Source organism: Sphingopyxis sp. Soil_C_28 (assembly GCF_057657055.1).
Window position 1 is genome coordinate 686,568 of record NZ_JBDGJE010000002.1, and the last position, 22,986, is coordinate 709,553.

A 22,986-nucleotide genomic window follows, 5' to 3' on the forward strand; every position below is an offset into this window, starting at 1 on the left:
CCTTTAGGCAGGGCGTCATGAGCGGGGATATCGAAGGCATTGGGGCGGCGGTGACCGCCGGGTTGGCGGGGCATGCGGTGGAGCCGCGGCACGGGGGCACGGGCACTCCGGACGCCGGCGCGCGCTGTCTGAACTGCGGCACCAGCCTCGCGGGGTCGCATTGTCATTATTGCGGCCAGCGCGCCGACGTGCACCGTAGCTTCGGCGCGATCGGGCACGACCTCGTCCATGCGATATTCCATTTTGAAGGCAAGATCTGGAACACCTTGCCGCTGCTGGCATGGCGGCCGGGCGATTTGACGCGCCGCTATATCCATGGCGAGCGCGCGCGTTTCATTTCGCCGCTTGCCCTGTTCCTGTTCGCGGTGTTCCTGACCTATGCGGTGCTTGCCATCGTCGGCAGCGGCGGCGGGGTTGGCGAGGGGATCGCGAAAGCGGCGGCCGAGCAGACACGCTCCAACGCGCTCAAGGAAAGTTTCGAGGAGGAGGTCAAGCGCGTCGACACCAGCCTTGCGGCAAAGGATCTGAAGCCCGCGGAGCGGAAGCTGCTCGTCGACGAGCGCGAAACGCTGCAGAAAAGCGCCGACTATCTCGGCGTTGCGCGCAGTCTCAGCAAGGAAGAGCGCGACAAGGGGCCCGCCGTCGTCGATGATCCCACCAAGCAGATGATGACCAGCGTCGAGTTCATCTCGCGCACCAAGGTCAACACCGGCGTTCCGTTCATCGACCACGGCCTTGAAAAGGCGATCGCCAACCCCGCGCTCGTCTTTTATAAATTACAGGCGAACGCCTATAAATTCGCTTGGGCGCTGATCCCGCTGTCGCTGCCCTTCATGTGGCTGCTCTTTCCGTTCAGCCGACGTTTTCACACCTACGACCATTTCGTCTTCGTCACCTATTCGATCAGCTTCATGCTGATCCTGTTCGTCGTCGTGCGCCTGCTCAACCTGACGATATTCGGCGACGTCGCGACCGCCTTCGCGATGCTTTATGTTCCCTTTCATATGTATCGCCAGCTACGTGGGGCCTATCGCTCGTCGCGCTTCGGCGCCCTCGTTCGCGCGACATTGCTGCTCTTTTTCAGCCTGTATGCGGTCGTCATGTTCATGCTGCTGCTGCTCGCGCTTGGCGTGATGGGATAGCCGCGCCGAATCGTAACAAAGGCCGGGCAAAGACGCGGCCGGACGAAGAGGGAGAAGACGCGATGCACCAGCTTTGGGGCGAAATGGACCGACGTCTGCTGATTAAGCTCGGCACGGCGGGGCTGGCGGCCTTGTCGCTGCCCGGCGCGGCGCTGGCGAACATGGCGCAGGGCTTTACCCACGGCGTCGCGAGCGGCGAACCCAGCGCGAATTCGGTGCTGCTGTGGACGCGCTATGCCGCAGCGAACGAAAGCGCGCTGACTGTCGAACTATCCGAAAGCGCCGACTTTGGACGCATCGCCGGTGGCGGTAGTGTCACCGCCAAAGGCGAGCGCGATCATACGGCAAAGATCACAGTCGACGGGCTCAAATCAGGTCGCTGGTATTTCTATCGTTTTGTTGCGCCCGACGGGACAAAGTCGGTCACGGGGCGCACCCGCACGCTGCCCGCTGGCCCGACCAGCGCCTTCACGATCGCGCTTTTTTCCTGCTCGAACCTGCCGTTCGGCTGGTTCAACGCTTATGCCCATGCCGCGGCGCGGAACGACATCGACCTCGTGGCGCACGTCGGCGACTATCTCTACGAATATAAAGTCGGCGACTATCCCGCGCTGAAGGACGCGCTGCCCGGCCGCGATATCCAGCCGACGCAGGAGATTGTCGCGCTCGCCGATTACCGCCTGCGCTATGCCGCCTATCGCAGCGACCCCGATCTGCAGCGGCTGCACCAGCTGTTCCCGGTGATCGCGCAATGGGATGATCATGAGTTCGCGAACGACGTCTGGAAAGGCGGCGCCGAAAATCACGATGAAGGCGAGGGCGAATGGCGCGCGCGCGAAGCGGCGGCCGAGCGCGCGCATGGCGAATGGATGCCCGTCGCCGACGCGCGCTGGCGCCAGTACCAGGCGGGGGACCTGGCGACGATATTCCTGCCCGAAACGCGGATCACCGCGCGCGACCGGCCGTTCGAGCTGGGAGAGATACTGGAAGGCAAGCGCGACGTCGCCGCGATGCTGAAGCAATTTGCCGAGACTGATTATCGCGACCCCGCGCGGCAGCTGATGGGTGCCGAACAGGAAAAATGGCTGTTCGACGGCCTCGGCCATTCGGTGAAGACAGGCACCCGCTGGCAGGTTTGCGCGCAGCAGATCGTGATGGGGTCGCTGTTCACTCCGCCCGAATCGCGCAATTGGTTCGGCGCCGATCAGCCCGAATATGTAAAACGCCGCGTCGAGGTGTCGCAGCTCGCGTCAGAAGCCGGCCTGCCGCTGAACATGGACAGCTGGGATGGCTATCCCGCCGCGCGTTCGCGCCTGCTCGCGGCGGCGCAAAAGGCCGACGCCGATCTCGTCACGCTGTCGGGCGACAGCCACAATGCCTGGGCGTTCGACCTGTCGCATGATGGTCGCCCGGCCGGGATCGAGGTTGGCGGGCACAGCGTCACCTCGCCGGGGTATGAAGCCTATACGACGGGCATTTCCGACGCGGCGCGCGTATCGGCGCTGCGCGCATCCTCGCCGCAGCTTGTGTGGGCGAACACGCAGGACCGCGGCTATGTATCGGTGCAGCTGACGCGCGAGCGGGTGACCGCGAACTGGCACAATCTCGAAACGATCCGCACCCACACCCCGGCGCTCAAGGAAACGCACAGCATGGGCGCGGCGCGCGGGCGGCGGAAATATGACGCCGCCTGATCAATAGGGCGGCGTGTCCTCGAACTCGGCGAACCAGGGATAGTCGTTCGCGACGCTGACGGTGAAGTTCGCGGGGCGCTTTTCGAGAAAGCTCGACACGCCCTCGGCGGCATCGGCGCTGCGCCCGCGCGCGAAGATCGCGCGGCTGTCCCAGCGGTGCGCGCTCATCGGGTGCGGCGCGCCGAGCATCCGCCACAGCATATGGCGGGTCAGCGCGACCGACACCGGCGCGCTGTGATCGGTCAGCTCGCGCGCTTTCGCGATCGCGGCATCGACCAGTTCGCCGGGTTTGTGGACCGACTGCACCAGCCCCTTTTCATGCGCTTCGGCGGCATCGATCAGCCGCCCCGAATAGCACCAGTCAACGGCATTCTGGATGCCGACCAGCCGCGGCAGGAACCAGCTCGACGCCGCCTCGGGCACGATCCCGCGCCGCGCGAAGACGAAGCCGTAACGCGCGGTCTCGCTCGCCAGCCGCGCGTCCATCGACAGCGTCATCGTCGCGCCGATCCCGACCGCGGCGCCGTTGATCGCTCCCAATACGGGTTTTTTGCAGTCGAAGATGCGCATCGACACGCGCCCGCCCGAATCGCGGATCAGCGGGTGCGACCAGTCGATTGTGCCGTCCTCGGCGACTGGGCTTGCCGCCATGCCGCCGGGCAGGAGCGCCGCCTTGTCGGTCCGCTTGTCATAATCGAAGGTCGCGGCGCCCTGACCGAGGTCGGCGCCGGCGCAATAGGCGCGGTCGCCCGATCCGGTAAAGATCACCGCGCGCACGCCGTCGTCGGCGTCGCACTCGTCGAGCGCGGCGACGATCTCGATCATCATCTGGGTGGTAAAGGCGTTCATCCGGTCGGGGCGGTGCAGCGTCAGCAGCGCTATGCTTTCATGCTTGTCGAGGCGAATCTGGTCGAAGCTCATCTGTCTCTCCCTTGGTTGCGTCCATCGTCGCAAGCGATTCGCGGGAGCGCAAGCTCTAGTTGACGTAAACGTAAGGCATGTGGTGGCGACGGCAGGGATGACGCGCCCGACCTTTGCCGCTATAGGCGCCCCATCGCCCCGGCGCTGCGCCTCCGTCTGAGTCGCTTTGCCGGGGTCATTCATTTGGTTCCGACAGAAAGTTTGCACGCCATGTCCCGTCGCCGCCAGATTTACGAAGGCAAAGCGAAGATCCTGTACGAAGGCCCCGAACCGGGCACGCTGATCCAGTATTTCAAGGATGATGCGACCGCGTTCAACGCCCAGAAAAAGGGCACGATCAGCGGCAAGGGCGTACTCAACAACCGGATTTCGGAGCATGTATTCACGCTGCTCGGCAATATCGGCGTGCCGCACCATTTCATCCGCCGTCTCAACATGCGCGAGCAGTTGATCCGCCAGGTCGAGATCGTGCCGATCGAAGTCATCGTGCGTAATGTTGCCGCGGGCACGCTGTCGAAGCGCCTCGGCATCGAAGAGGGAACGCAGCTTCCCCGCACGCTCATCGAATATTGCTACAAGGATGACGCGCTCGGCGATCCGCTCGTCGCAGAAGAGCATATTGCCTGCTTCAGCTGGTGCAGTCAGGATGAGCTGCACGACATTCAGGACATGGCGATCCGCATCAACGACTTCATGTCGGGCATGTTCGCCGCGGTCGGCATTCGTCTGGTCGATTTCAAGCTCGAATTCGGCCGACTCTATGAAGGCGACTTCAGCCGCATCATCCTCGCCGACGAGATCAGCCCCGACGGCTGCCGTTTGTGGGACATGACGACGAATGAAAAGCTCGACAAGGATCGTTTCCGCCGCGATCTCGGCGGTGAAGTCGAAGCCTATCAGGAAGTCGCGCGCCGTCTGGGCCTGCTGCCCGAGGGCGGCGAGAATGCCGTGCTCGATCTCGAAAGCCACCGGAAGAAAAAGGGCAGCTGATCCCGGCGCGCGCCGGACCAGCCTCTCGAAAAACGAACCCCGGCTTTTGCCGGGGTTCTCATTTTTGACGCCTCAAATATTGATGCTGGTCGGGATCAGACTCGGCTGCAGATACGGATAAGGCTGCATCCGCTCGGCATTGCGTGCCGCGATTTCTGCCTCGACGTCGGCAAGGGCCGCCTGAAACCACGCCAGCGGTCCTTCGGTCTCGGTCACGCGCGGGTCCTGGAACCACAAAGGATAGGGAAAGGCGTTGCTGCGGTAATCTCCGAGCGGCCGGTAATGCACCGATCCCAGCAGTTCGAGCACATTGAGCTGTTCGAGTGCGAGCGCCATCGGCGGCATCATCGCGAGCCAGCCCGTCTTGTCGTGGCCGCGCTGTCCGTTGGGTGCCGCCTGCCAGCCCGCGCCGGTGACGGCGGGCGCGAACGCCATGATATCCTTTTGCGGAAAGTTCACCGCGGCATGCTGCGCGCTCGCGGTGAATATCACCATCGTGCAGATTTCGGTGAGCTGCGCGCGCGTCGTGACGGGCCCAAAACCTTTGATCTTCGCTTCGCCCGCAAGGCACGTCGCCCATGCGGCAAGCTCGGTATCGGCGACGACATCGGCATCGTGCGCGTAATAAAGGTCGACATATTGCCGCGCCCATTCGTGGATCACGTTCCACACGAGCAGCGCATCGTCGCGGTACGGATAATCTTCGAGCGTTGAATCGACGCCGACGCCGCGCGCCGCGAGATCGGCCGGCAGCATCTTGCCATGGAAATCGAACGCCAGCCGGGCATCGACTGCGGCGAGCTGGCTCGATGTGATCGTGCCCGCGAAAATATGGTCGATCGGACCGCCTGCGGCGATCAGCGAGGTCGCCGCCTGCTCGTTGATGAACAGGGTGCCCTCGAAATGCGGAACGAGCAGCGCCCAGATCGGATGCACCTCGGCCAGATGACGATGCGTCGCGACGGCGAAGGCCTCGATCACCAGATGCGTGCGCGCGAGGTGGGCGAACAGCTCGTGAAAATTGCCGTCGGCGACCTGCACGACGAACTTCGCCATTTCCCATCCCCATATCTTGTCAGCGACAGGCGAGGGGGTGAAGATCGCATAGTCGATCGGGTCCTGTCCGCACTGGATCGCAACAGGAATCAGCGACGATCCTCCCGGCGGGACCGCGAAAAGCGCCATCGGCTGCCAGACATATTTCGCCATCGTGCCATAGGTGCCGGGATCGAGGACCTCGAGCGGCTTGTAATCGAGCAGGAAAAGGCGCCCGTCGGCGAGCGCGGCGGCCAGTGTGTCGCCATTGACGACGGCGCTGTATTTCGCGGGGCTCAGCGGGAAGTTGGCGGGCAGCGTGTCGCCGACCGCGGTAATCAGCATGCAGTTCGGACCCTGCACACGCAGTCGCGCAAATTCGCTGTCGTCCTGAAACATATAGCTGATGCCCGGAACCGGCAGCGTCGCAAACAGGGCGCGATACGCCTCGATGCTGCGCGGTGTCTTGCTGCCGAGCCCGTCGGCGTCCTCGACCTTCATCAGCTGTTCGAGGCGGTCTTTGTAGCGCTTGAGCAACGCGACATGTGCATCCCGCTCGGCGGCGGCAACGGCATTTTCGACGTCGCCGATCATGCGTTCGAAGATGTTGCCGCCGGTGTGAACGCCATGCTCGGACGCGATCTTTGCCGCCGCGGCTTCGATCGCATCGCACTCGACCAGCGCGGCTTCATATTGCGCGCGCGGGCTGTCGAGTTCGCCCTTGTCGACCCCGCCGAGCTTCACGGTCAGCGCGTTGCGTACAATGTCGAGCCCGACGCCGATCAGGATCACGAACCAGGCGATCGTCGGCTCGTCATTCTTTGGCACGTCGGTCGCGAGCGGCACGCCGGGCAGCGAGGGCACGTCGGTGTCCCAAGTATAAACCGCCTGCGTCGCGATGAGCTGCGCCGTGCGTGCGGCCTGCACCGCGGGCGTATCGTTCTGCGGCAGGGTCGGATCGGCCGACGGCATCGGCGCGGTGTGCGCAGCGGTGGGCGAGGTCGGTGGCGGCATCGGATAGGACATGGCGTGGCTCCTGTCGGGCACATGAAATTCGGCTGTGCTTGTTCCTGAACATGGTTAATATTTCGCAAGCCATCCGCCTGTGAGCAGCCCTTAGGTGGGTGATAAGGCAAGGTTTCGATCCTTAACCCCTGCTTTACCCGCGCTTGCTATCCCCCCTCTATGACGGGGGTCTATCACTGGCTGCGCACGCGCTTTTTTCCGCCGATTCCGGACGCGATTCGGGATGATGTTGCCTTGCTGCGCGCAAATCGCGTCGAAACGCTGACCCCGATGCTGTTCCTGATGCTGGCGGCGACCACGCCGACCGCGATTTACGCCGGGGTGCCGTCGGTGCATCCGGTGATCCGCATCGGCTTCCCGCTGACGCTCGCCGTTATCGGCCTGCTTGGGTTCGCCTTCCTGATCCACAACCGCGGACGGCGGATGAGCGTGCGTCGCGCGCGGCGGATGATCGTCGAATCGACCTGGCTTTCGGGCGTCACTGGCGCGATGTGCAGCGTCTGGACGGTGGTCAACTGGCTCGCGGCGCCGACTGCGACGCACAGCTATTACGCGATGATCATGGCGATGGGCTCGCTCGCGACCGCCTACTGCCTGTCGTCGATCCGCTTTGCGACCTTTGTGAACCTGCTCATCGGACTGATGCCGATATCGATCCTTATGCTGACATCGGGCATCGCCCCCGAAATTGCCGCGGGCACCAGCCTTGTCGTCGCGACGATCTTTCTGCTGCGCATGATCCTGCAACAGCATGACCAACTGATCGACCTGCTCCAGCTCCAGCACCAGATGCGCGACCTGGCACACACCGATCCGCTGACTGGCCTTGCCAATCGCCGTGAGTTCGACATGCGGCTCGACGAAGAGATTGCCAAGGCCGACAGCACCAGCCCGTTCGCCATCGCGCTGCTCGACCTCAACGGGTTCAAGCCGGTCAACGACCAGCACGGCCACGCGATCGGCGATGGTGTGCTGTGCGAACTTGCCAAGCGGCTGCGCCGTGCATGCGGCGACCATGCCGTCGTCGCGCGCCAGGGCGGCGACGAATTTGCGATCCTCGTGCCTGCCCGCTCGCCGCTGCTCGAAACCGCGCTCGCCGACCATGTTCTCGCCTCGCTCGCCGCGCCCTATCGCATCGACGGGCGGTCGATTGCGGTCGGGGCGGGCATCGGCACTGCCACCTGGCCCGAGCATGGCGACAGCGCGCGCGATCTCCTCGAAGTCGCCGACCGCGCGCTCTACGCCGCAAAAGCGGCCGAGCGCGGCCAGACGTCGTCTGTCGAAAGCATCGGCCGGGTCGCGTGAAGATGGCTTGACCGCCCGAAGGGCGGTGGCCACATCGTTGAGAATGACCAAATCCTTTGTCCGGCGTGCTTCGACCGCGCTGTCGCCCTTGATCCTCCTCGCCGTCAGCGCCGCGCCTGCCTACGCCAAAGAAGCACCTGCCAAGGTCGCGGCGACCGCGACCGCCGCCGTCAATCCGCAGAGCGAAGCGGCCAAGGCATGGAACTTCGCGCCCAGCGACGTGCCGGTCGATCCGAACATCATTTTTGGCGTGCTACCCAACGGGATGAAATATGCGCTGCTGAAAAACAGCACGCCGAAGGACAGCGTCGTCCTGCGCATGCGCTTCGCGGTCGGCAGCTTTGCTGAAGCCGAAGACCAGCGCGGCCTGGCGCATTTCCTCGAACATATGGCGTTCAACGGATCGACCAATGTGCCCGAGGGCGAGATGATCAAGCTGCTCGAGCGCAAGGGGCTGGCGTTCGGCGCCGATACCAATGCGTCGACCGGGTTCGACGAGACGATCTACAAGCTCGATCTGCCGAACGCATCGGATGATTTGATCGACACCGGGTTGATGCTGATGCGCGAGACGGGCGGCGAGCTGATGATCGCTCCCGCTGCGGTCGACCGCGAGCGCGGTATCATCCTGTCCGAACGCCGCGCGCGCGATACCTATCAATTGCGCAGCCTGATCGACCAGCTCGATTTCCAGATGAAGGGGATGAATGTCGCGAACCGCATCCCGGTCGGCACCGAAGAAGTGATCAAGACCGCGCCCGCGGCGCGCCTGCGCGACCTTTACGATCGCTATTACCGTCCCGAGCGCGCGACGCTGGTGATGGTCGGCGATTTCGACCCCGCGGCGATCGAGGCGAAGATCAAGGCGCGCTTTGCGGACTGGAAGGGCCGCGGCCCAGCGGGCGCCGACCCCGAAATCGGCGATGTCGATTACAAGCGCGCGGCCGCTGCCGACGATTTCGTCGATCCGGCGATTCAGGATTCGGTGACGATCGCGAGCTTCAAGCCATGGACTCTCGAACCCGATACCAAGGCGAAACGGGCCCGGAGTCTCGCCGAGGATATCGGCGAGGCGATCGTCAGCCGCCGGCTCGCAAAGATTGCACTCAATGAAGATTCGCCGATCCTGACCGGCTATTTCAGCGATGCGGAGGGCTGGAAGAAGTTCGACCAGATCACGGTTGGCGCGGTGGCGAAGGAGGGGGCGTGGAAGGACGCGCTCGCACTCGTCGAACAGGAACAGCGCCGCGCGGCGCTGCACGGCTTTACCCAGGCCGAGGTCGACGAGCAGTTGGCGAACCGCCGCACCGCGCTGAAAAATGCTGTTGCCGGGGTCACGACGCGGCGCAGCGACGGTCTTGCCGATACGCTGATCGCGGCCGCTGACGGCGATTTCGTATTTGTCCGCCCTGAAACCTCACAGGCTTTGTTCGAGACGACGGCGCCCTCGCTGACCGCCGCCGCGGTGACCGCCGCATTCCGCAAGCGTATGGAGGGTTTCAGTGCGCCGCTTGCGCGTGTCACCGCGAAAAAACCTGTCGATGGTGGCACCGACGCGATCCTCGCGGCGCTGCGCGAGTCGACACAGGTCGCCGTCGCCGCGCCGACCGAGGCTGCGAATGCCGCCTTTGCCTACGACAGCTTCGGGACACCGGGCAAAATCATCAGCGACGAACGCGTCGAGGATTTGGGCATTCGCCGCATCCGGTTCGCCAACAATGTCATGCTCAACATCAAGATGACCGATTTCCAGAAGGACAAGGTCATGCTGTCGCTCCGCGTCGACGGCGGCAACCTGCTCGCGACCCGCGACGACCCCACGAAGGTGTCGCTTGCGGGCTCGCTGATGCTCGGCGGGCTCGAAGCGCACAGCCTCGACGACTTGCGCTCGATCCTTGCGGGCAAGACGATCAGCCCGACCTTTGGCAACGCCACCGACGCGTTCGGGGGCAGCGCGCTGACCTCGCCTGAGGATTTCGCGCTGCAGGCCAAGCTGATGGCGGCCTATCTGACGCACCCTGGCTATCGCCCCGATGGTCTGGCGCTGATCCGCCGCGTCCTGCCACAGCAATATGCCGCGAATGATGCGACCCCGGCGGCGGTGCTCGGCCGCGATGTCGGCGGCATTCTTGCCAACAACGACCCGCGCTCGCAGACCCCACCGCTCGAAAAGATGATGGCGCTCGATTGGGCACAGCTAAAGCCCGTGATCGCCGACAGCTTTGCGCATGGTGCGATCGAGATCGGCGTCGTCGGCGACATCGACGAACAGGCGGCAATCGATGCGATCGCGGCCACGTTCGGCGCACTGCCCGAACGCCGCGCCGCGTTCGATCCGCGCACCGATGCCCGCATCCGCCAGTATGCGACCGACCGCAGCGAACGTACGTTGATCCACAAGGGTCCGGCAGAACAGGCAGAACTGCGCGTCTATTGGCCAGCGCGCGACGACAGCGACCTTGCCGAGGCGATGCAGCTCACGCTGTTGTCGCGGGTGATGCAGTTGATGCTGACCGAGGAACTGCGCGAGAAGCTGGGTGAAAGCTATAGCCCGGGTGCGGCGGCGAGCCTGTCGGACGAGTTTCCGGGATATGGTCACCTCTTCGCCGCGAGCAATGCCGATTATAAGGATCTCGCGACGACCCGCAGCGCGATCTTCGCGATCGCGAAGGAATTGCGCGACAAGCCCATCGACGCCGACCTGCTCGATCGCGCGCGGCGTCCGCTGCTCGAAGCGATGGTGAAGTCGCGGCGCGAGAACGCCTATTGGCTGAACTATGTAGCAGAAGCCGCGAGCCACGCCGATCGCCTCGACCGCAGCCGCAAAGGGATCGGCCAGGTCGAGGCGGCGACGCCGGCTGAATTGCAGGCCCTCGCCAAGCGCTATCTGGTCGATGACAAGGCGCTGGTGATCAAGGCGGTCAGCGACAAGGCGGGCAAATAGAGCGGGCACCGGGATGTCGCGCGTGGATAGAGGGCTGCTGTTCCTCGTCTTGGCGATGGCGCCGGGGGTTGCGGTCGCTGGCGAACAGGATACGGCGACCGTCGATCAGGATCGCGCCATGCTCTTACAGGAACTCGAAACGCTGAAGGCGGCCGACGTCGCGGCGCTCACGCCCGAAGCGGCGCTCGATCCGCGGCACATCGGCACGCGCGTGCGCTGGGCGGGCGGCGTCTACGGGATCGATGGGCGCTGCTTGACGATCCTTTTTGCGCGGAGCGGCGATTATGGCGAACCACGCTGGACCTCCGATCCGACCTATCAGACCTTCGTCGCCTGTGGATCGGGCGTCTACGACCCAAAACTGGTGGAAACGCAAACCAATGTCACGATCATCGGAGAGGTCACGGGCAAGCAATATGTCGGCATGGGCGGCGGCGGGTCCGATGGCCCCACGATCGGCATCGAGAGACTCTATCGCTGGTCCGACTGCCTCGCGGGCGATGACAGCCCGGTGTGCAAGCAGGGCTTTCTGACCGCCGAGCCCGTTGTGGACGACTAGCTCACCCGCCTCCTTGCGCTAGACCCGTCCCGGCGCCCGGGCACGAATGAAATTCTCCAGAGCGATGAACAGCATTTCGCGCGCGTCGCCGCCGAGCATTTCGGCGGTCAGCCAGTCGAAATGTACGCGGTCGCGGCGCGAGGCGGCGCCGACGACCGCAGCGAGCAGCGCCTCGTCGAAGCTGACGCGCGGGCAGCAGGGCGGCGCGACGGCAAAGGGGTCAGGCCAGACATGGCCGATCGCCTCCACCACCAGGCGATAGCGCCGCGCGGCGAGGATATTGCTCCAGCGTCGTTCGAGTTCGGGCATCGGGTCGCGCTCGCCGCGGCGGCAAAGGATGCAATAGCGTAATGCGAGGACCGCCTGCGCCGCTTCGACCGACAAATCGCGCACTAGTGGCTGTTCGGTCAATTGGCGGATCAGCTCGCTGCTTTGCATGATTGTCTCGTCTCCCGGCCCAGGCAGTCCGTCTGTCCGCTTCCTCGTTTCCGAAAAAAGATGCCGGCCGCTTTAAAACGCAGCTTTAAGTTGCAGCGGCCGGCAGGAGGGGACTGCCCAATCTTGCTATTGAGAACCATTTGCAAATGCAAGCAAAAAAAGAGGCGCCCGAAAGCACCTCTTTTATCAACGGTTTAGGGCGTTGCCCGGTCTGCCGTCGAATCAGATATCAATCGTCGCTGGCGGGCCTCGACTGGAGCTGGATGTAATTTTCGATGCCCATGCGTTCGATCATCTCGAACTGCTTTTCCAGCTCGTCGACATGATGCTCTTCGCTTTCGAGGATCGATCCGAACAGGTCGCGGCTGACATAGTCGCGCACGCTTTCGCTGTGCGCCATCGCGTCCTTGAGCAGCGGGATCGCTTCTTCCTCCAGCGCGAGGTCGGCTTTCAGCACTTCCTCGACGGTCTCGCCGACGCGCAGGCGTCCGAGCATCTGGAAATTGGGGAGGCCCCCGAGGAAGAGGATGCGATCGGCGAGCTGGTCGGCATGCTTCATCTCGTCGATCGACTCTTCGCGCTCGAACTTGGCGAGGCGTGCGACTCCCCAATTGTCGAGCATGCGATAATGCAGCCAATATTGATTGATCGCGGTCAGCTCGTTCTTGAGCGCCTCGTTCAGAAAATCGATGACCTTTTCGTCGCCCTTCATGGTGTCAGTCCTGTCATTTTGTCTTGAAATGGGATGGGCGCATTATAGGCGCGCCGGCCCCATCAGGCCAAGGTCAAAAATGGCGGAAAACCAACAAAAATCAGGCGGTCGCTGCGACGTCGCTGATGATATTGCGAGCGAAAGGCAGACACTGCCCGCACTTGGGTTTGCGACCCAGTTGCGCATAGGCGGCCTTCGCGCACCGCAATTGGCCATCGCGTGCGACATCGCGCAGCTGGCTTTCTCTTATTGCGTTGCAGACACAGACGACCATGTGCGAATCCTTCTCAACAAGAATGATGTAGGGATAGTGCGAGAGATTCGCAACAGTTAAGATGCGACTGGTTCGCAGTCCGAACAACGGCATTTTTCGCTGGTTCGACGCGCGTGCGCCCCTTGCCCCCACAGTGATTCGAGGGCATAGGCGCGCCCATCCACCCGCCTGTCCAAAAAGAAGGTCCGCCCCATGAAAGTGAATGTCTATGTGACGCTCAAGCCGGGGGTCCTCGACCCGCAGGGCAAGGCGATCCATCATGCGCTCGAAGGACTGGGTTTTGCAGGGGTCGCCGATGTGCGCGCGGGCCGCTTCATCGAACTCGACGTTGCCGACGATGTCGCCGATGCCGACCTCGACGCGATGTGCGCCAAGCTGCTCGCCAACACGGTGATCGAAAACTACCGCATCGAACGTCCGTAAAGGGAACCCGAGCCATGCAGACCGCCGTCATCGTCTTTCCGGGCTCCAACTGCGACCGCGACATGGCGGTCGCGCTGGAACAGGTCACCGGCCGCGCACCGGCGATGGTGTGGCACCGCGAGACTGAATTGCCCGATGGCATCGACTTCATCGCGCTGCCCGGCGGCTTTTCCTATGGCGATTATCTGCGCTCGGGCGCGATGGCGGCGCGTTCGCCGATCCTGCGCAGCGTCGCCGATGCCGCCGGGCGCGGCGTTCCGGTGCTCGGCGTCTGCAACGGCTTCCAGGTGCTGACCGAGGCGCAATTGCTGCCCGGTGCATTGATGCGCAACGCGGGGCTCAACTTCGTCTGCCGCACCGTGCCGCTGAAGGTCGAGAACAGCCAGTCGTTGTTTACGGCCGCTTATAAGGCCGGCGAGACGATCAACGTCCCGGTCGCGCATCACGACGGCAATTATTTCGCCGAGGCGGCGACGCTTGACCGGATCGAGGGCGAGGGGCGCGTAGCGTTCCGTTATGCCGATGCCGTCAACGGATCGGCGCGCGATATCGCGGGTGTGCTGAGCGCCGCGGGCAATGTGCTTGGCATGATGCCGCACCCAGAACGCGCGATCGATCGCGCGCACGGCGGCACCGACGGGCTACGCCTGTTCGAGGCGGCGCTCGGCGTACTCGTCTGAGCGCAACGCGGACGCTTCGTTGATTGAGGCTGTGGGCGGGTCGGCGTCGGGGGACACCGGTGCTCTGGCGTCAGTCGCTGTTGCGCGGGCGTCGGCTCCGGGTTGTAACCATCGGCCGACCAGAAGCAGTATCGTCGGCCAGAACATCGTGTTCCAGATATCGTGCCAATGCGCCGCGTCGGGCTGGATCGCCGACCGGCTCATTTCCGCTGCCATATCCAGCCACTCGCCGCCGCACGCCATGGCCAGCACGGCAAGCCACGCCAAGACCCATCCACCGCGCCGTCGCCAGGTCAGTCGGATGAGCAGGAACAGCGTAAGGCCGAAATAGATGTGCAGCGCATCCTTATCGAGCCCGGTGGCGTCGATGAGCGACATTTTTCGGGCCTCGAACAACGAGGCGATTTCTATCAGCTTCATCGATCAGACCTTGGCGCCGAACGGGTTGAAATCGGTGCCTTCGTCGAACACATCGACACCTTCGCGCCGCTTTAACGCCCCCACCGCCAGATAGGTTGCCGGCGTCAGCGCCGCTTCCCATGCGACCTTCATGGCCCAGTTTGTCGTCAGGACGAGCAGAACCTGATCGGTTTCCCAGATGCCGAGAAAGGCGATGGGATAGAAGATCAGGCTGTCGATGCCTTGTCCGACGATCGTCGATCCGATCGTGCGCATCCACAGGAAGCGGCCGCCCGTCGCCATTTTCATCCGCGCGAGGACGTAGGAGTTCACAAACTCGCCGGCCCAGAAGGCCATAATCGACGCCAGGATGATCCGCCACGCGCTGCCAAACACACTTTCATAGGTCGCCTGGCACACCGCGCCGGTGCTGCCCGTCTCGCCTGACTTCAGCGTCAAGGCGTCGGCGCCGCTGCACCACCAATCCTGCGCAGGCGGCATGGCGAGCACGATCCAACTCATCACCGCCATGAACAGCAGCGCGCCGAAACCGGTCCAGATCACGCGGCGCGCGCGGGCGAAGCCATAGACTTCGGTCAGGACGTCGCCGATCACGTAGCTGATGGGAAAGAACAGGATGCCCGCGCCAAAGGTCAGTCCGCCGGCCATCGACAGCTTTGACGCGCCGATGATGTTGCTGAGCAGCAGGACCGCGACGAAAGCCGCCATGACCAGATCATAATAGCGAAAGTGCCGGATGCTCGCGGCGCTGACGGATGCGGGCTTGGCGAGGGGCGCTTCGGTATCGATCATCACTTGCTGCTTAACCTGCTTTGCAGCCTACGCAAACCACGCTATTCGCGGCGCAATGCAAGCAGCTCTGCGCGCCCGTAGCTCAGCTGGATAGAGCACCCGCCTTCTAAGCGGGTGGTCGCAGGTTCGAATCCTGCCGGGCGCGCCAATTCTTTTATCGATCTGGTGGGGCCCATTTATCCCGTCTCGGCGGCAAGCTCGGGCGCCCATCGGAAGGCGCCGGCTGATCAGCGCTGCTTTTTGGCTATGGTCGCGGTGAAATCGGGGTCTTTTTTCGCGACCCAATCGACAAATTTGCGCACATTGGGGTGAGCGAGCAGGGCCTCGACATCCATCCCGTGACGCTGCAGCTCGGAATTTGTGAAATTGGCGATCAGCGTCTGCTGGCAAATCGAGTGCATGGGAACGACATCGCGGCCACCGCGGCTTTTGGGCACGGGGTGGTGCCAGACGATGGTTTTGCCCGAGGGCCGGCCGCAGAGCCAGCAAGACACGATCGCGGCAGGAGCCTCCTCCTCGCGATGCAGGTCTCCATAAGGATCATGTTTCGAATGTCTGCGGGCCATATGTCACCTGAATCACCTGAACTGGCCCCGCCCCCCTATCCCGATGCGGTCCGCATGGCCACAGCGGCATTCATTATCGGGCGCAGCGCCCTGTTCGCGGCAAAAAAAATCGCCTATCCCGGATCGCAATGGAACCGAAGCGACGCGGCAAATACCGGACCAACGATCCCGAGGGAACGCGCGGGCGCATATTGGATGCCGCCGCGGGGTCGTTTCAGGCGCGCGGTTACCATGATACGTCGGTGCAGGATGTGAAGCGGCTCGCCGAGGTCTCGAGCGGCGCCTTTCATCACCATTTCGAATCGAAGAAGGCGCTGGGACTGGCGGTGGTGCGCGAACGGGTCGCTGATGCCTTGCGCGAGGCGTGGCTCGATCCGGTGCTGGCGGCGCCGACCGTGGCCGATGGGGTGCTGGCGGCGATCGGCGCCACCAGCGGCGAGCTGCGCGATCAGGGGTTTGTCCGCGGGTGTCCGGTCAACAATCTGGCCGTCGAGCTGGCTTTTTCCGATTCCGATTTCCGCGAGGCGCTGCAGCTGATCTTTGCCGACTGGCAGGAGACGATCGCGGCGCGGCTCGCGGTCGAACCGACGCCGGCCATCTTCGACGGGATTGCCGCCGAAGATCTCGCGGGCTTTATCGTGGCGGCCTATTCGGGCGCGATGACGATGTCGAAGGCCGAGCAGTCGCCCGACCGGCTCGACGCAACGGTTGCGATATTGATGCGGCTGTTGCGTCCGGCGTCCTGATATTCGCGTTAAGCCTTGCGCGTGAACGCCATTACCCAATTGGTCTCCCAGTTCGCGCCGCCGTCGGCGGAGAAGGCCTGTTCCCACTGCGCAAAGTCGGGCGTGATCCTGGACCAGATGAAGCGCACATCGATCGGGGTGCCAGCCAGCTCGTCCTTGCCGAGGAAGGTGCCGACGCCCTTGTCGAACCGTCCGGTCATCGGGGCCGTGAGCCCGGGAAAGCGCGGGTCGATCCACCAGATCGACCAGAGGCCCGTCGCCGGATCGGTGCGCCGCACCGTCGCCGCGGCATAGGCGCCGTTCGGATCGTCGAGCCGATGATCGTCAACATTACCGGTGCCGCCGAGCAATTCCCATGCCCGGCAGGTGCCGCCGAATTCGAACCAGTCGTTGCTGCCCGAAAGGCGCCGGCGCAATTTGCGATGCGCCACGATCCAGTCGCCGGTCTGAAACGCGAAGTCGTGCAATCCCGTCGTCATGCCTGTTTCACCCGCGTGAATTCCATGATCCAGTTGGTTTCCCAACTCGATCCGTCGTCGGCGGAGAAGGCCTGGCTCCAGCGTGCGTCGTGCGGACCCAGATCTTCGTACGTGAAGCGCACCCGGATCGGCCGCCCTTCGAAGCTGTCGTCGCTGTAGAATTGGCCGACCGGTCCGTCGAAAACACCGACGACCGGCGTGTCGATCCCCGCATAACGACCGTCGATCCAATAGATCGACCATAAGCCGCGCGTCGCATCGAACAGCCTGAGCGACGTCGCCTGATACCGCCCCTCGGGATCGTCGAGATCGTTGAGATCGATGTTGCCGGCGCCCGCGAGGATCGGGCTGACATCGAGCGTCCCGGGAAATTCGAACCAGTCGTCGTTGCCTTTCAGGCGTTCGCGTCGCTTGCGATGCAGAACCCGCCATTGACCCATGAGGAAGTCGAACCCGGTCGATGGCGAAGGTGCAGGGGCGGCAGCCATCAGCTTGCCTTGCGAAAGAAGGGGAAGCGATGCCGCGCCGATCGCGAGAAGCAAGGAGCGGCGATCGAATTCGGGGATGGTCTCATCGGGCAAATTTTCCATTTTCGCCGCGATCAGCGCTGCGCCGATCGCGGCGTGGGATCGAGGTGGAGGATTTGCGGCGCACGCTCTTCCGCGGCACGCAGCGGCGCCGCGACATCGCTCTGCCAACGCGCGCTCTTTTTTGTGTGGTCGATTTTTTCGGCGAGGCTTTCGTGGCTCTCGCCGCGCACGAACCAGACAAACAGTTTTCGGTCCTCCCGAACGGGGAGCTGAGGAAAACCATTCGGCTCGTCGACCGGCACATAGGCGCCGAGGACAGTGACGCCGGCGGCTTCCAACGCGGGCTTCATCGAATCGCGAAACAAGGGTGCGAAACCCTCGTCGGGAAGCTTCCAGAGATATTCGATGATGACCCAGACGGCCCCTGCGGGCGCGGCGGGGTCGCGCGCGATCGCGGGCCCAAAGCCAAGGTCAGGTGCGGCGGGGCGCAGCAACAGGACATTGTCGTTATCGATCAGCATCGGGTTGGCGGCGGCACGGTTCGCTTTCCACACCGGCCCGAAGTAGAAGCTGTTCAGCGCGCGTTCGCGGGCCGGCATATCGGCGAAGGCGCGGATCCAGGTGAAACGATCCCTATCGTCGCGGTCGCGGAACTGGCCGACCAGCCGCATGCCGACGGCCTCCTGGCTGTCGACCAGCTTGTCCTCGAACAGCGCGACGAACGCATCGCGGGCGCCGGGCTCTATCTGATACTGACGCAGTTCGACGATCCGGGCATCGCCCGTTTCCGAAGCCTGCGCGCCTGCGGTAGCCAGTGCCATAACAACTCCGCTGATGATTAGTTTGAACATGCACGGTGTTTGGATCGACATTACAGACAGGTCAACCTGTTTTGCATATTGCAATATTAAATTTCACATCAAAGAAAACCATATAGGTTATTTTTGTTGACATCGTCACGCTGATATGGCACAAGTATCACATCATGAAGAATTGCGAGTCGGGCCGGGGCCTTCCGTTTTGCGGGAGGCTGTCCGGCCCGATTGCTTTTGGAGGTGGGATGGACATGGTGGCGAATGGCACAGTCGGTGCGGGCGATGATCACCCGTTGCCGCAGCCGCGACATATCAGCGATGGTCAATGGCAAGTCTTTCTGGAGGCGTTGGCCGAAAGCTGCAACGTGCGTACGTCGGCGGCGGTAGCAGGCCTAGCGGCGTCGGCGGCGTATAAGCGGCGTGGGCGCGACCCGGCGTTCGCCGAGGCATGGCAGGTCGCGCTGGAAAGCGGATATGCCCGGCTGGAAATGGCGCTGGTCGAGCGAGCTATCCAGACCATCGAAGCGGCGCACGACGACAATCCGGACGCGATGCCGGTGGTCGGCGCCATGACTGTCGCGCAGGCGATCGACCTGATGAACAAACATCGCGCCAGTATCGAAGGCGGCCGTGCCAAACGCGTCCGCCTGAACCGGCACACGCGGCCAAGCGCGGAGGAGACCGACGCCGAAATATTGCGGCGCATCGCCATTATCGAGCAGCAACGCGAGCATGAGGCCGGGAAAGACGACGAATAATGGCGCGCTGGATCGACCGTCTGGCGCTTGGCCCTGACGAGACCATCCTCGACAGGCTTTTGACCCTGTCGCCCGAGGAACGGCAGCGTCTGCTCCGCGAGATGCCGCGCAAATATGTTCAGGAGCTGGACGAGCGTTGGTACCAGTGGGCGCACGGCGGACAACGGGAGCCGCCCGGCGATTGGCCCGTGTGGCTGATCCGGGCGGGGCGCGGGTTCGGCAAGACGCGCGCGGGGGCGGAATGGATCAGCGAAATGGCGCGGCGCATACCGGGCGCCCGAATCGCCCTTGTCGCGGCGAACGAGAATGATGGAATACGCGTGATGATCGAGGGGAAAAGCGGCCTCCTCGCCGTTGCGCGCGACGGCGAGGGGCCAAAATGGCAAAACCGGCTGCGCGAGCTGCATTTCGACAGCGGTGCGGTGGCGACACTGTTTTCGGCTGGCGCCGCCGAAAATCTGCGCGGGCCCGAACATCATGTCGCCTGGTGCGACGAACTGGCGAAATGGCGCAAAGGCGGCGAGGCGGCGTGGGACAATCTGATGCTGGGGATGCGGCTGGGCGACAAGCCCCGTGTGCTGGTGACCACGACGCCGCGTCCGGTGCCATTGATGGCGAAGGTCGGGACGGTGCCAGGCTGTGTGACGAGCATCGGGCGGACGGCGGATAATCTTCACCTGCCGCCAAGTTTCGTGGCTCACATGATCGCGCAATATGGCGGGACGCGGCTGGGGCGGCAGGAACTGGACGGCGAGATGCTGGAGGATGTCGAGGGCGCGCTGTGGGCACGCGCGCTGATCGAGCGATGCCGGATCGATGCCGACACTATCGGCAAGCCCGCGCGGGTGGTGATCGGGGTCGATCCGCCGGCGACGTCGCATGGCGATGCGTGCGGGATCGTCGTCGCGGCGCTGCTGCGCGACGGGCGGCTGGCGGTGGTCGAGGATGCGAGCGTCGAGCGGGCGCAGCCGGGGGTTTGGGCACGGGCGGTCGCGGCGACGGCGGCGCGGTGGGACGCCGACCGGGTGGTGGCCGAAAGCAATATGGGCGGGGAGATGGTTGCCGCGACCCTGCGTCAGGCAGATTGCACGCTGCCCGTGGTGCCGGTGCATGCAAGCGTTGGCAAGGCGCGGCGGGCGGAGCCGGTGGCGCTGGCTTACGAGCGCGGGCAGGTCGTCCATGCAGGGAGTTTCGCGGCGCTGGAGGACCAGCTTTGCGGGTTTCAACTGGGCGGCGGTTATGCCGGACCGGGGCGGTCGCCCGATCGGGCGGACGCCTGTGTGTGGGCGCTGGCGGCGTTGCTGGAAGGGCTGCGGAAGGAGCGCGAGCCGGGGGTGACGCGGGTTTGAAATATAGTAGGGGGAGATAATCTCCTTGCGAGCCTAAGGGCCGTGTGCGAAAGTTTCGCAAGGCTAAACTCGCAAGAGTGATAGCCGTCCTACCCCGTTCTGCTCCGCCTAGAAGTCGAACGAATACTGGTTAGGCCAACGCCGGGTGTGAGCAGTCACGTGCTCGACCCGGCCAAGGCGCCAGCGCTTATATGCCCGTACGAATACGCGCTTCATAAGCTGTCTCCTTTTTGAAGATGGGATTGAGCCCACGCTCCGGAAGGCCTCGGGCCTCCGCGCCGTTCAGAGGCCGCGGTTCCGGTCAAAAAGGTTGGTAGGACGACTACCCAGGACGTGGATAAGCGAGCGCGAACAAATAGCCAACCATGAACAGCGGCCATTTCCATCCATTGGTCTCGGCCATGTGGACACCGATGGGGATAAGTATCCTTGATAGGGTGGAAAAACCCCTCGCCCAGCTTCGCCTAGCGAGCAAGCTCGCAAGGCTTCGCAACCCTCTCCCGCAAGGGGAGAGGGGAGTTTGCAGGAGATCATCATGAACTGGTTTGGCCGGAAGGCTGCGCAGGGATCTGCGCGGCCTGCTTTGTCGCGGGTGTATGGGAGCTGGTCGGCGCCCGCGCCCTTGTCTTATGAGGCGCAGCTGCGCGAGGGATATCTGGGTAATGCGATCGTCCAGCGGGCGGTGCGGCTGGTGGCGGAAGCCGCCGGTAGCGCGCCTTTGGTAGCGAGCGATCCGGTGTTGACGGCGCTGGTGTCGGCGACGTCGGGCGGGCAGGGGCTGGTCGAGACGCTGGCGTCGCAGTTGCTGCTTCATGGCAATGGCTATGTGCAGATTCTGGCCGACGGCGCGGGGGCGCCGGCCGAGCTGTTCGCGCTGCGGCCCGAGCGGGTGACGGTCGAGGCCGACGCGCGCGGGTGGCCGGTTGCCTATCGGTACAAGGCGGGCGGGGCGGGCGTGCTGCTGCCCGCCGAGGACGGGGCCGGACGGACCGCGGTGGTGCATGTAAAGGCGCTGCATCCGCTCGACGATCATTATGGCGCGGGCTGTCTGGGCGCCGCGTCGGCGGCGATTGCGGCGCATAATGCCGCGTCGCTGTGGAACCGCGCCTTGCTCGACAACGCGGCGCGGCCGTCGGGCGCGCTGGTGCACGATCCGGGGGACAAGGGGATGCCGTTGTCGGCGGAGCAGGTGGATCGGTTGCGCGAAGAGCTGTCGGAGAGCTTTGCAGGTGGGGCGAACGCGGGGCGGCCGTTGCTGCTGGAAGGCGGGCTGAAATGGCAGGCGCTTTCGTTGACGCCGGCCGAGATGGATTTTCTGGCGCTGAAAGACAGCAGTGCGCGCGAGATCGCGATGGCGTTCGGGGTGCCGCCGATGCTGCTCGGGCTGCCCGGGGACGCGACCTATGCCAATTACCGCGAGGCGAACCGCGCGCTGTGGCGGCTGACGGTGCTGCCTTTGTGCGCGAAGATTTTGGGAGCGGTGGCGCAGGGGCTGGCCGGCTGGTTCGACGGGGCGGATTTGCGCGTCGATCTGGATAGGGTGCCGGCGCTGGCGGAGGACCGGATGGCGCTGTGGCGCGAGGTTTCGGCGGCCGACTGGCTGACGGCGGACGAGAAGAAGGCGCTGTTGGGCGTCGCTTAACCCGGAGATTGCGGCATGGACGAGGAAGAGGCGCTGGCGCGGTTGATCGCGCTGGCAGGGACAAACGCGCCCGACGCAGCCTTGCTGCGCGCGGTGGTCGAGGAGGCGAGCGAGCTGGGGGCGCGGCGGGCGCTGGCACGACTGGGCCTGGCCGATGCGGCGGCGCGCGACGATATGGTCGATCTGCGGCAACTGCTTGGCGCTTGGCGCGATGCGAAGACCAGCGCGTGGAAGGCGGCGGTCGACTGGGCGGTGCGGTGCGGGCTGGCGTTGCTGGTCGTCGGGCTGGCGATGAAGCTGGGGTTGCCGGGGTTGCTGCGGTGAGGGCGGCAATAAATAGGGACAGTCCCTATTTATTGCGGTTCGCAGGCTATGCGTCGGTGTTCGACCGGGTCGATCGCGGCGGCGACGTGGTGCGGGCAGGAGCGTTTGCGGCGAGTTTGCGCGAGAGGCGGGCGGTGCCTTTGCTGTGGCAGCACCGGCCGGGGGCGGTCGTCGGGACGATCGAGACATTGGCGGAGGATGCGCGCGGGCTGCGCGTCGTGGCGCGGGTGACGCATCCGACCGCGGCGGCGCTCGTCGCGCGCGGGGCGCTGACGGGACTGAGCTTTGGATATCGGGTGACGGCTTCGCGCGGGAATGGCCCGCGCGAGCTGCTGGCGCTCGATCTGGCGGAGGTCAGTCTGGTGGCGATGCCGATGCAACCGGCGGCGCGGGTGATTGCGATAGATTTTCAGAAGGAGTGA

25 protein-coding genes and 1 tRNA gene are annotated in these 22,986 nt (G+C 64.2%); 15 read left to right on the plus strand and 11 right to left on the minus strand.

Annotated elements, in window-relative coordinates; genetic code table 11:
* Positions 1 to 17 precede the first annotated feature (17 nt).
* Both AC3A43_RS11455 and AC3A43_RS11460 read left to right on the plus strand, forming a co-directional pair.
* Positions 18 to 1,142: a DUF3667 domain-containing protein gene (locus AC3A43_RS11455; RefSeq protein ID WP_487792661.1), complete on the plus strand. Its 1,125-nt coding sequence runs from the start codon at positions 18 to 20 to the stop codon at positions 1,140 to 1,142.
* Between the two features lie 62 nt (positions 1,143 to 1,204).
* Positions 1,205 to 2,836 carry an alkaline phosphatase D family protein gene (locus AC3A43_RS11460; RefSeq protein WP_487792662.1) on the plus strand — a complete coding sequence of 544 codons (1,632 nt, stop codon included), beginning with the start codon at positions 1,205 to 1,207 and terminating at the stop codon, positions 2,834 to 2,836.
* Here the strand turns inward: AC3A43_RS11460 and AC3A43_RS11465 are convergent, their stop codons facing one another.
* Entirely contained in the window at positions 2,837 to 3,757 is a 921-nt protein-coding gene (locus AC3A43_RS11465) for a crotonase/enoyl-CoA hydratase family protein (RefSeq protein WP_487792663.1), read from the minus strand.
* 210 nt (positions 3,758 to 3,967) lie between these two features.
* Between AC3A43_RS11465 and purC the strand changes: the two genes are divergently transcribed.
* Complete coding sequence (purC, locus tag AC3A43_RS11470; RefSeq protein WP_487792664.1) at positions 3,968 to 4,747, plus strand: phosphoribosylaminoimidazolesuccinocarboxamide synthase; 780 nt, start codon at positions 3,968 to 3,970, stop codon at positions 4,745 to 4,747.
* Positions 4,748 to 4,819: 72 nt separating this feature from the next.
* Here purC and AC3A43_RS11475 read toward each other — a convergent pair whose 3' ends face one another.
* On the minus strand, positions 4,820 to 6,808 hold the full coding sequence (locus AC3A43_RS11475) for a lipoxygenase family protein (RefSeq protein WP_487792665.1): 1,989 nt from the start codon (positions 6,806 to 6,808) through the stop codon (positions 4,820 to 4,822).
* Positions 6,809 to 7,042: 234 nt separating this feature from the next.
* Between AC3A43_RS11475 and AC3A43_RS11480 the strand changes: the two genes are divergently transcribed.
* From AC3A43_RS11480 to AC3A43_RS11490, 3 genes are read left to right on the plus strand one after another with little or no spacing between them, the layout of a single operon-like run.
* Positions 7,043 to 8,113, plus strand: coding sequence for a GGDEF domain-containing protein (locus AC3A43_RS11480; RefSeq protein ID WP_487792666.1), 1,071 nt, complete (start codon positions 7,043 to 7,045; stop codon positions 8,111 to 8,113).
* 43 nt (positions 8,114 to 8,156) lie between these two features.
* The gene (locus AC3A43_RS11485) at positions 8,157 to 11,057 is read left to right on the plus strand and encodes a M16 family metallopeptidase (RefSeq protein ID WP_487792667.1); all 2,901 of its coding nucleotides are present in this window, start codon (positions 8,157 to 8,159) and stop codon (positions 11,055 to 11,057) included.
* A gap of 22 nt (positions 11,058 to 11,079) precedes the next feature.
* On the plus strand, positions 11,080 to 11,616 hold the full coding sequence (locus AC3A43_RS11490; protein WP_487792668.1) for a Slp family lipoprotein: 537 nt from the start codon (positions 11,080 to 11,082) through the stop codon (positions 11,614 to 11,616).
* 18 nt (positions 11,617 to 11,634) lie between these two features.
* Here AC3A43_RS11490 and AC3A43_RS11495 read toward each other — a convergent pair whose 3' ends face one another.
* The 3 genes from AC3A43_RS11495 to AC3A43_RS11505 form a co-directional block, all read right to left on the minus strand.
* Positions 11,635 to 12,054 carry an addiction module antidote protein gene (locus AC3A43_RS11495; RefSeq protein WP_487792669.1) on the minus strand — a complete coding sequence of 140 codons (420 nt, stop codon included), beginning with the start codon at positions 12,052 to 12,054 and terminating at the stop codon, positions 11,635 to 11,637.
* Positions 12,055 to 12,283: 229 nt separating this feature from the next.
* A complete protein-coding gene (gene bfr, locus AC3A43_RS11500) occupies positions 12,284 to 12,766 on the minus strand; it encodes a bacterioferritin (protein WP_487792670.1) in 483 nt (160 codons plus the stop codon).
* A 100-nt stretch (positions 12,767 to 12,866) separates the two neighbouring features.
* Positions 12,867 to 13,040: a (2Fe-2S)-binding protein gene (locus AC3A43_RS11505; protein ID WP_037513974.1), complete on the minus strand. Its 174-nt coding sequence runs from the start codon at positions 13,038 to 13,040 to the stop codon at positions 12,867 to 12,869.
* A 192-nt stretch (positions 13,041 to 13,232) separates the two neighbouring features.
* On the opposite strand from AC3A43_RS11505, the gene purS reads away from it, so the two are divergent.
* Both purS and purQ read left to right on the plus strand, forming a co-directional pair.
* Entirely contained in the window at positions 13,233 to 13,463 is a 231-nt protein-coding gene (gene purS, locus AC3A43_RS11510) for a phosphoribosylformylglycinamidine synthase subunit PurS (RefSeq protein ID WP_439569334.1), read from the plus strand.
* Positions 13,464 to 13,477: 14 nt separating this feature from the next.
* Entirely contained in the window at positions 13,478 to 14,143 is a 666-nt protein-coding gene (gene purQ / locus AC3A43_RS11515; protein WP_487792671.1) for a phosphoribosylformylglycinamidine synthase subunit PurQ, read from the plus strand.
* Here the strand turns inward: purQ and AC3A43_RS11520 are convergent.
* Positions 14,105 to 14,563, minus strand: a complete 459-nt coding sequence (locus AC3A43_RS11520; RefSeq protein WP_487792672.1) for a hypothetical protein — start codon at positions 14,561 to 14,563, stop codon at positions 14,105 to 14,107. The genes purQ and AC3A43_RS11520 overlap by 39 nt on opposite strands.
* A 3-nt stretch (positions 14,564 to 14,566) precedes the next feature.
* Positions 14,567 to 15,355: a queuosine precursor transporter gene (locus tag AC3A43_RS11525; protein ID WP_487792673.1), complete on the minus strand. Its 789-nt coding sequence runs from the start codon at positions 15,353 to 15,355 to the stop codon at positions 14,567 to 14,569.
* A gap of 71 nt (positions 15,356 to 15,426) precedes the next feature.
* On the opposite strand from AC3A43_RS11525, the gene AC3A43_RS11530 reads away from it, so the two are divergent.
* Positions 15,427 to 15,503 (plus strand) — tRNA-Arg (locus AC3A43_RS11530).
* Between the two features lie 79 nt (positions 15,504 to 15,582).
* Here AC3A43_RS11530 and AC3A43_RS11535 read toward each other — a convergent pair.
* Positions 15,583 to 15,921, minus strand: coding sequence for a hypothetical protein (locus AC3A43_RS11535; protein ID WP_487792674.1), 339 nt, complete (start codon positions 15,919 to 15,921; stop codon positions 15,583 to 15,585).
* 128 nt (positions 15,922 to 16,049) lie between these two features.
* Here AC3A43_RS11535 and AC3A43_RS11540 point away from each other — a divergent pair, with 128 nt between their 5' ends.
* Positions 16,050 to 16,667 carry an LmrA/YxaF family transcription factor gene (locus tag AC3A43_RS11540; protein ID WP_487792675.1) on the plus strand — a complete coding sequence of 206 codons (618 nt, stop codon included), beginning with the start codon at positions 16,050 to 16,052 and terminating at the stop codon, positions 16,665 to 16,667.
* Positions 16,668 to 16,675: 8 nt separating this feature from the next.
* On the opposite strand, the gene AC3A43_RS11545 is transcribed toward AC3A43_RS11540, so the two are convergent.
* The 3 genes from AC3A43_RS11545 to AC3A43_RS11555 are packed head-to-tail and all read right to left on the minus strand — an operon-like array spanning position 16,676 to position 18,497.
* Complete coding sequence (locus AC3A43_RS11545) at positions 16,676 to 17,146, minus strand: DUF1579 domain-containing protein (protein WP_487792676.1); 471 nt, start codon at positions 17,144 to 17,146, stop codon at positions 16,676 to 16,678.
* Positions 17,143 to 17,727 carry a DUF1579 domain-containing protein gene (locus AC3A43_RS11550; RefSeq protein ID WP_487792677.1) on the minus strand — a complete coding sequence of 195 codons (585 nt, stop codon included), beginning with the start codon at positions 17,725 to 17,727 and terminating at the stop codon, positions 17,143 to 17,145. The genes AC3A43_RS11545 and AC3A43_RS11550 overlap by 4 nt, the downstream gene beginning before the upstream one ends.
* A gap of 20 nt (positions 17,728 to 17,747) precedes the next feature.
* Positions 17,748 to 18,497, minus strand: coding sequence for an NIPSNAP family protein (locus tag AC3A43_RS11555; RefSeq protein WP_487792678.1), 750 nt, complete (start codon positions 18,495 to 18,497; stop codon positions 17,748 to 17,750).
* A gap of 239 nt (positions 18,498 to 18,736) precedes the next feature.
* On the opposite strand from AC3A43_RS11555, the gene AC3A43_RS11560 reads away from it, so the two are divergent.
* The 5 genes from AC3A43_RS11560 to AC3A43_RS11580 all read left to right on the plus strand — a co-directional run bounded on the left by AC3A43_RS11560 (position 18,737) and on the right by AC3A43_RS11580 (position 22,986).
* Positions 18,737 to 19,249, plus strand: a complete 513-nt coding sequence (locus AC3A43_RS11560) for a hypothetical protein (protein WP_487792679.1) — start codon at positions 18,737 to 18,739, stop codon at positions 19,247 to 19,249.
* Positions 19,249 to 20,598, plus strand: a complete 1,350-nt coding sequence (locus AC3A43_RS11565) for a DNA-packaging protein (RefSeq protein WP_487792680.1) — start codon at positions 19,249 to 19,251, stop codon at positions 20,596 to 20,598. Before AC3A43_RS11560 ends, AC3A43_RS11565 begins: the two co-directional genes overlap by 1 nt.
* Before the next feature lie 535 nt (positions 20,599 to 21,133).
* Positions 21,134 to 22,240, plus strand: coding sequence for a phage portal protein (locus tag AC3A43_RS11570; RefSeq protein ID WP_487792681.1), 1,107 nt, complete (start codon positions 21,134 to 21,136; stop codon positions 22,238 to 22,240).
* A 15-nt stretch (positions 22,241 to 22,255) separates the two neighbouring features.
* Positions 22,256 to 22,564 carry a DUF6127 family protein gene (locus AC3A43_RS11575; protein ID WP_487792682.1) on the plus strand — a complete coding sequence of 103 codons (309 nt, stop codon included), beginning with the start codon at positions 22,256 to 22,258 and terminating at the stop codon, positions 22,562 to 22,564.
* Positions 22,565 to 22,596: 32 nt separating this feature from the next.
* Entirely contained in the window at positions 22,597 to 22,986 is a 390-nt protein-coding gene (locus AC3A43_RS11580; RefSeq protein ID WP_487792683.1) for an HK97 family phage prohead protease, read from the plus strand.

What these genes read in the sequence shown, in the direction of transcription:
- AC3A43_RS11455 (WP_487792661.1), top strand. Translation starts at nt 18, where the DNA reads ATGAGCGGGGATATCGAAGGCATTGGGGCGGCGGTGACCGCCGGGTTG.
- AC3A43_RS11460 (WP_487792662.1), top strand. Translation starts at nt 1,205, where the DNA reads ATGCACCAGCTTTGGGGCGAAATGGACCGACGTCTGCTGATTAAGCTC.
- AC3A43_RS11495 (WP_487792669.1), bottom strand. Translation starts at nt 12,054, where the DNA reads ATGCAAAGCAGCGAGCTGATCCGCCAATTGACCGAACAGCCACTAGTG.
- AC3A43_RS11545 (WP_487792676.1), bottom strand. Translation starts at nt 17,146, where the DNA reads ATGACGACGGGATTGCACGACTTCGCGTTTCAGACCGGCGACTGGATC.
- AC3A43_RS11505 (WP_037513974.1), bottom strand. Translation starts at nt 13,040, where the DNA reads ATGGTCGTCTGTGTCTGCAACGCAATAAGAGAAAGCCAGCTGCGCGAT.
- AC3A43_RS11565 (WP_487792680.1), top strand. Translation starts at nt 19,249, where the DNA reads ATGGCGCGCTGGATCGACCGTCTGGCGCTTGGCCCTGACGAGACCATC.
- AC3A43_RS11525 (WP_487792673.1), bottom strand. Translation starts at nt 15,355, where the DNA reads ATGATCGATACCGAAGCGCCCCTCGCCAAGCCCGCATCCGTCAGCGCC.
- AC3A43_RS11560 (WP_487792679.1), top strand. Translation starts at nt 18,737, where the DNA reads ATGGACATGGTGGCGAATGGCACAGTCGGTGCGGGCGATGATCACCCG.
- AC3A43_RS11535 (WP_487792674.1), bottom strand. Translation starts at nt 15,921, where the DNA reads ATGGCCCGCAGACATTCGAAACATGATCCTTATGGAGACCTGCATCGC.
- AC3A43_RS11540 (WP_487792675.1), top strand. Translation starts at nt 16,050, where the DNA reads ATGGAACCGAAGCGACGCGGCAAATACCGGACCAACGATCCCGAGGGA.
- AC3A43_RS11465 (WP_487792663.1), bottom strand. Translation starts at nt 3,757, where the DNA reads ATGAGCTTCGACCAGATTCGCCTCGACAAGCATGAAAGCATAGCGCTG.
- purQ (WP_487792671.1), top strand. Translation starts at nt 13,478, where the DNA reads ATGCAGACCGCCGTCATCGTCTTTCCGGGCTCCAACTGCGACCGCGAC.
- purS (WP_439569334.1), top strand. Translation starts at nt 13,233, where the DNA reads ATGAAAGTGAATGTCTATGTGACGCTCAAGCCGGGGGTCCTCGACCCG.
- AC3A43_RS11555 (WP_487792678.1), bottom strand. Translation starts at nt 18,497, where the DNA reads ATGGCACTGGCTACCGCAGGCGCGCAGGCTTCGGAAACGGGCGATGCC.
- AC3A43_RS11575 (WP_487792682.1), top strand. Translation starts at nt 22,256, where the DNA reads ATGGACGAGGAAGAGGCGCTGGCGCGGTTGATCGCGCTGGCAGGGACA.
- bfr (WP_487792670.1), bottom strand. Translation starts at nt 12,766, where the DNA reads ATGAAGGGCGACGAAAAGGTCATCGATTTTCTGAACGAGGCGCTCAAG.
- AC3A43_RS11520 (WP_487792672.1), bottom strand. Translation starts at nt 14,563, where the DNA reads ATGAAGCTGATAGAAATCGCCTCGTTGTTCGAGGCCCGAAAAATGTCG.
- AC3A43_RS11475 (WP_487792665.1), bottom strand. Translation starts at nt 6,808, where the DNA reads ATGTCCTATCCGATGCCGCCACCGACCTCGCCCACCGCTGCGCACACC.
- AC3A43_RS11570 (WP_487792681.1), top strand. Translation starts at nt 21,134, where the DNA reads ATGAACTGGTTTGGCCGGAAGGCTGCGCAGGGATCTGCGCGGCCTGCT.
- purC (WP_487792664.1), top strand. Translation starts at nt 3,968, where the DNA reads ATGTCCCGTCGCCGCCAGATTTACGAAGGCAAAGCGAAGATCCTGTAC.
- AC3A43_RS11485 (WP_487792667.1), top strand. Translation starts at nt 8,157, where the DNA reads ATGACCAAATCCTTTGTCCGGCGTGCTTCGACCGCGCTGTCGCCCTTG.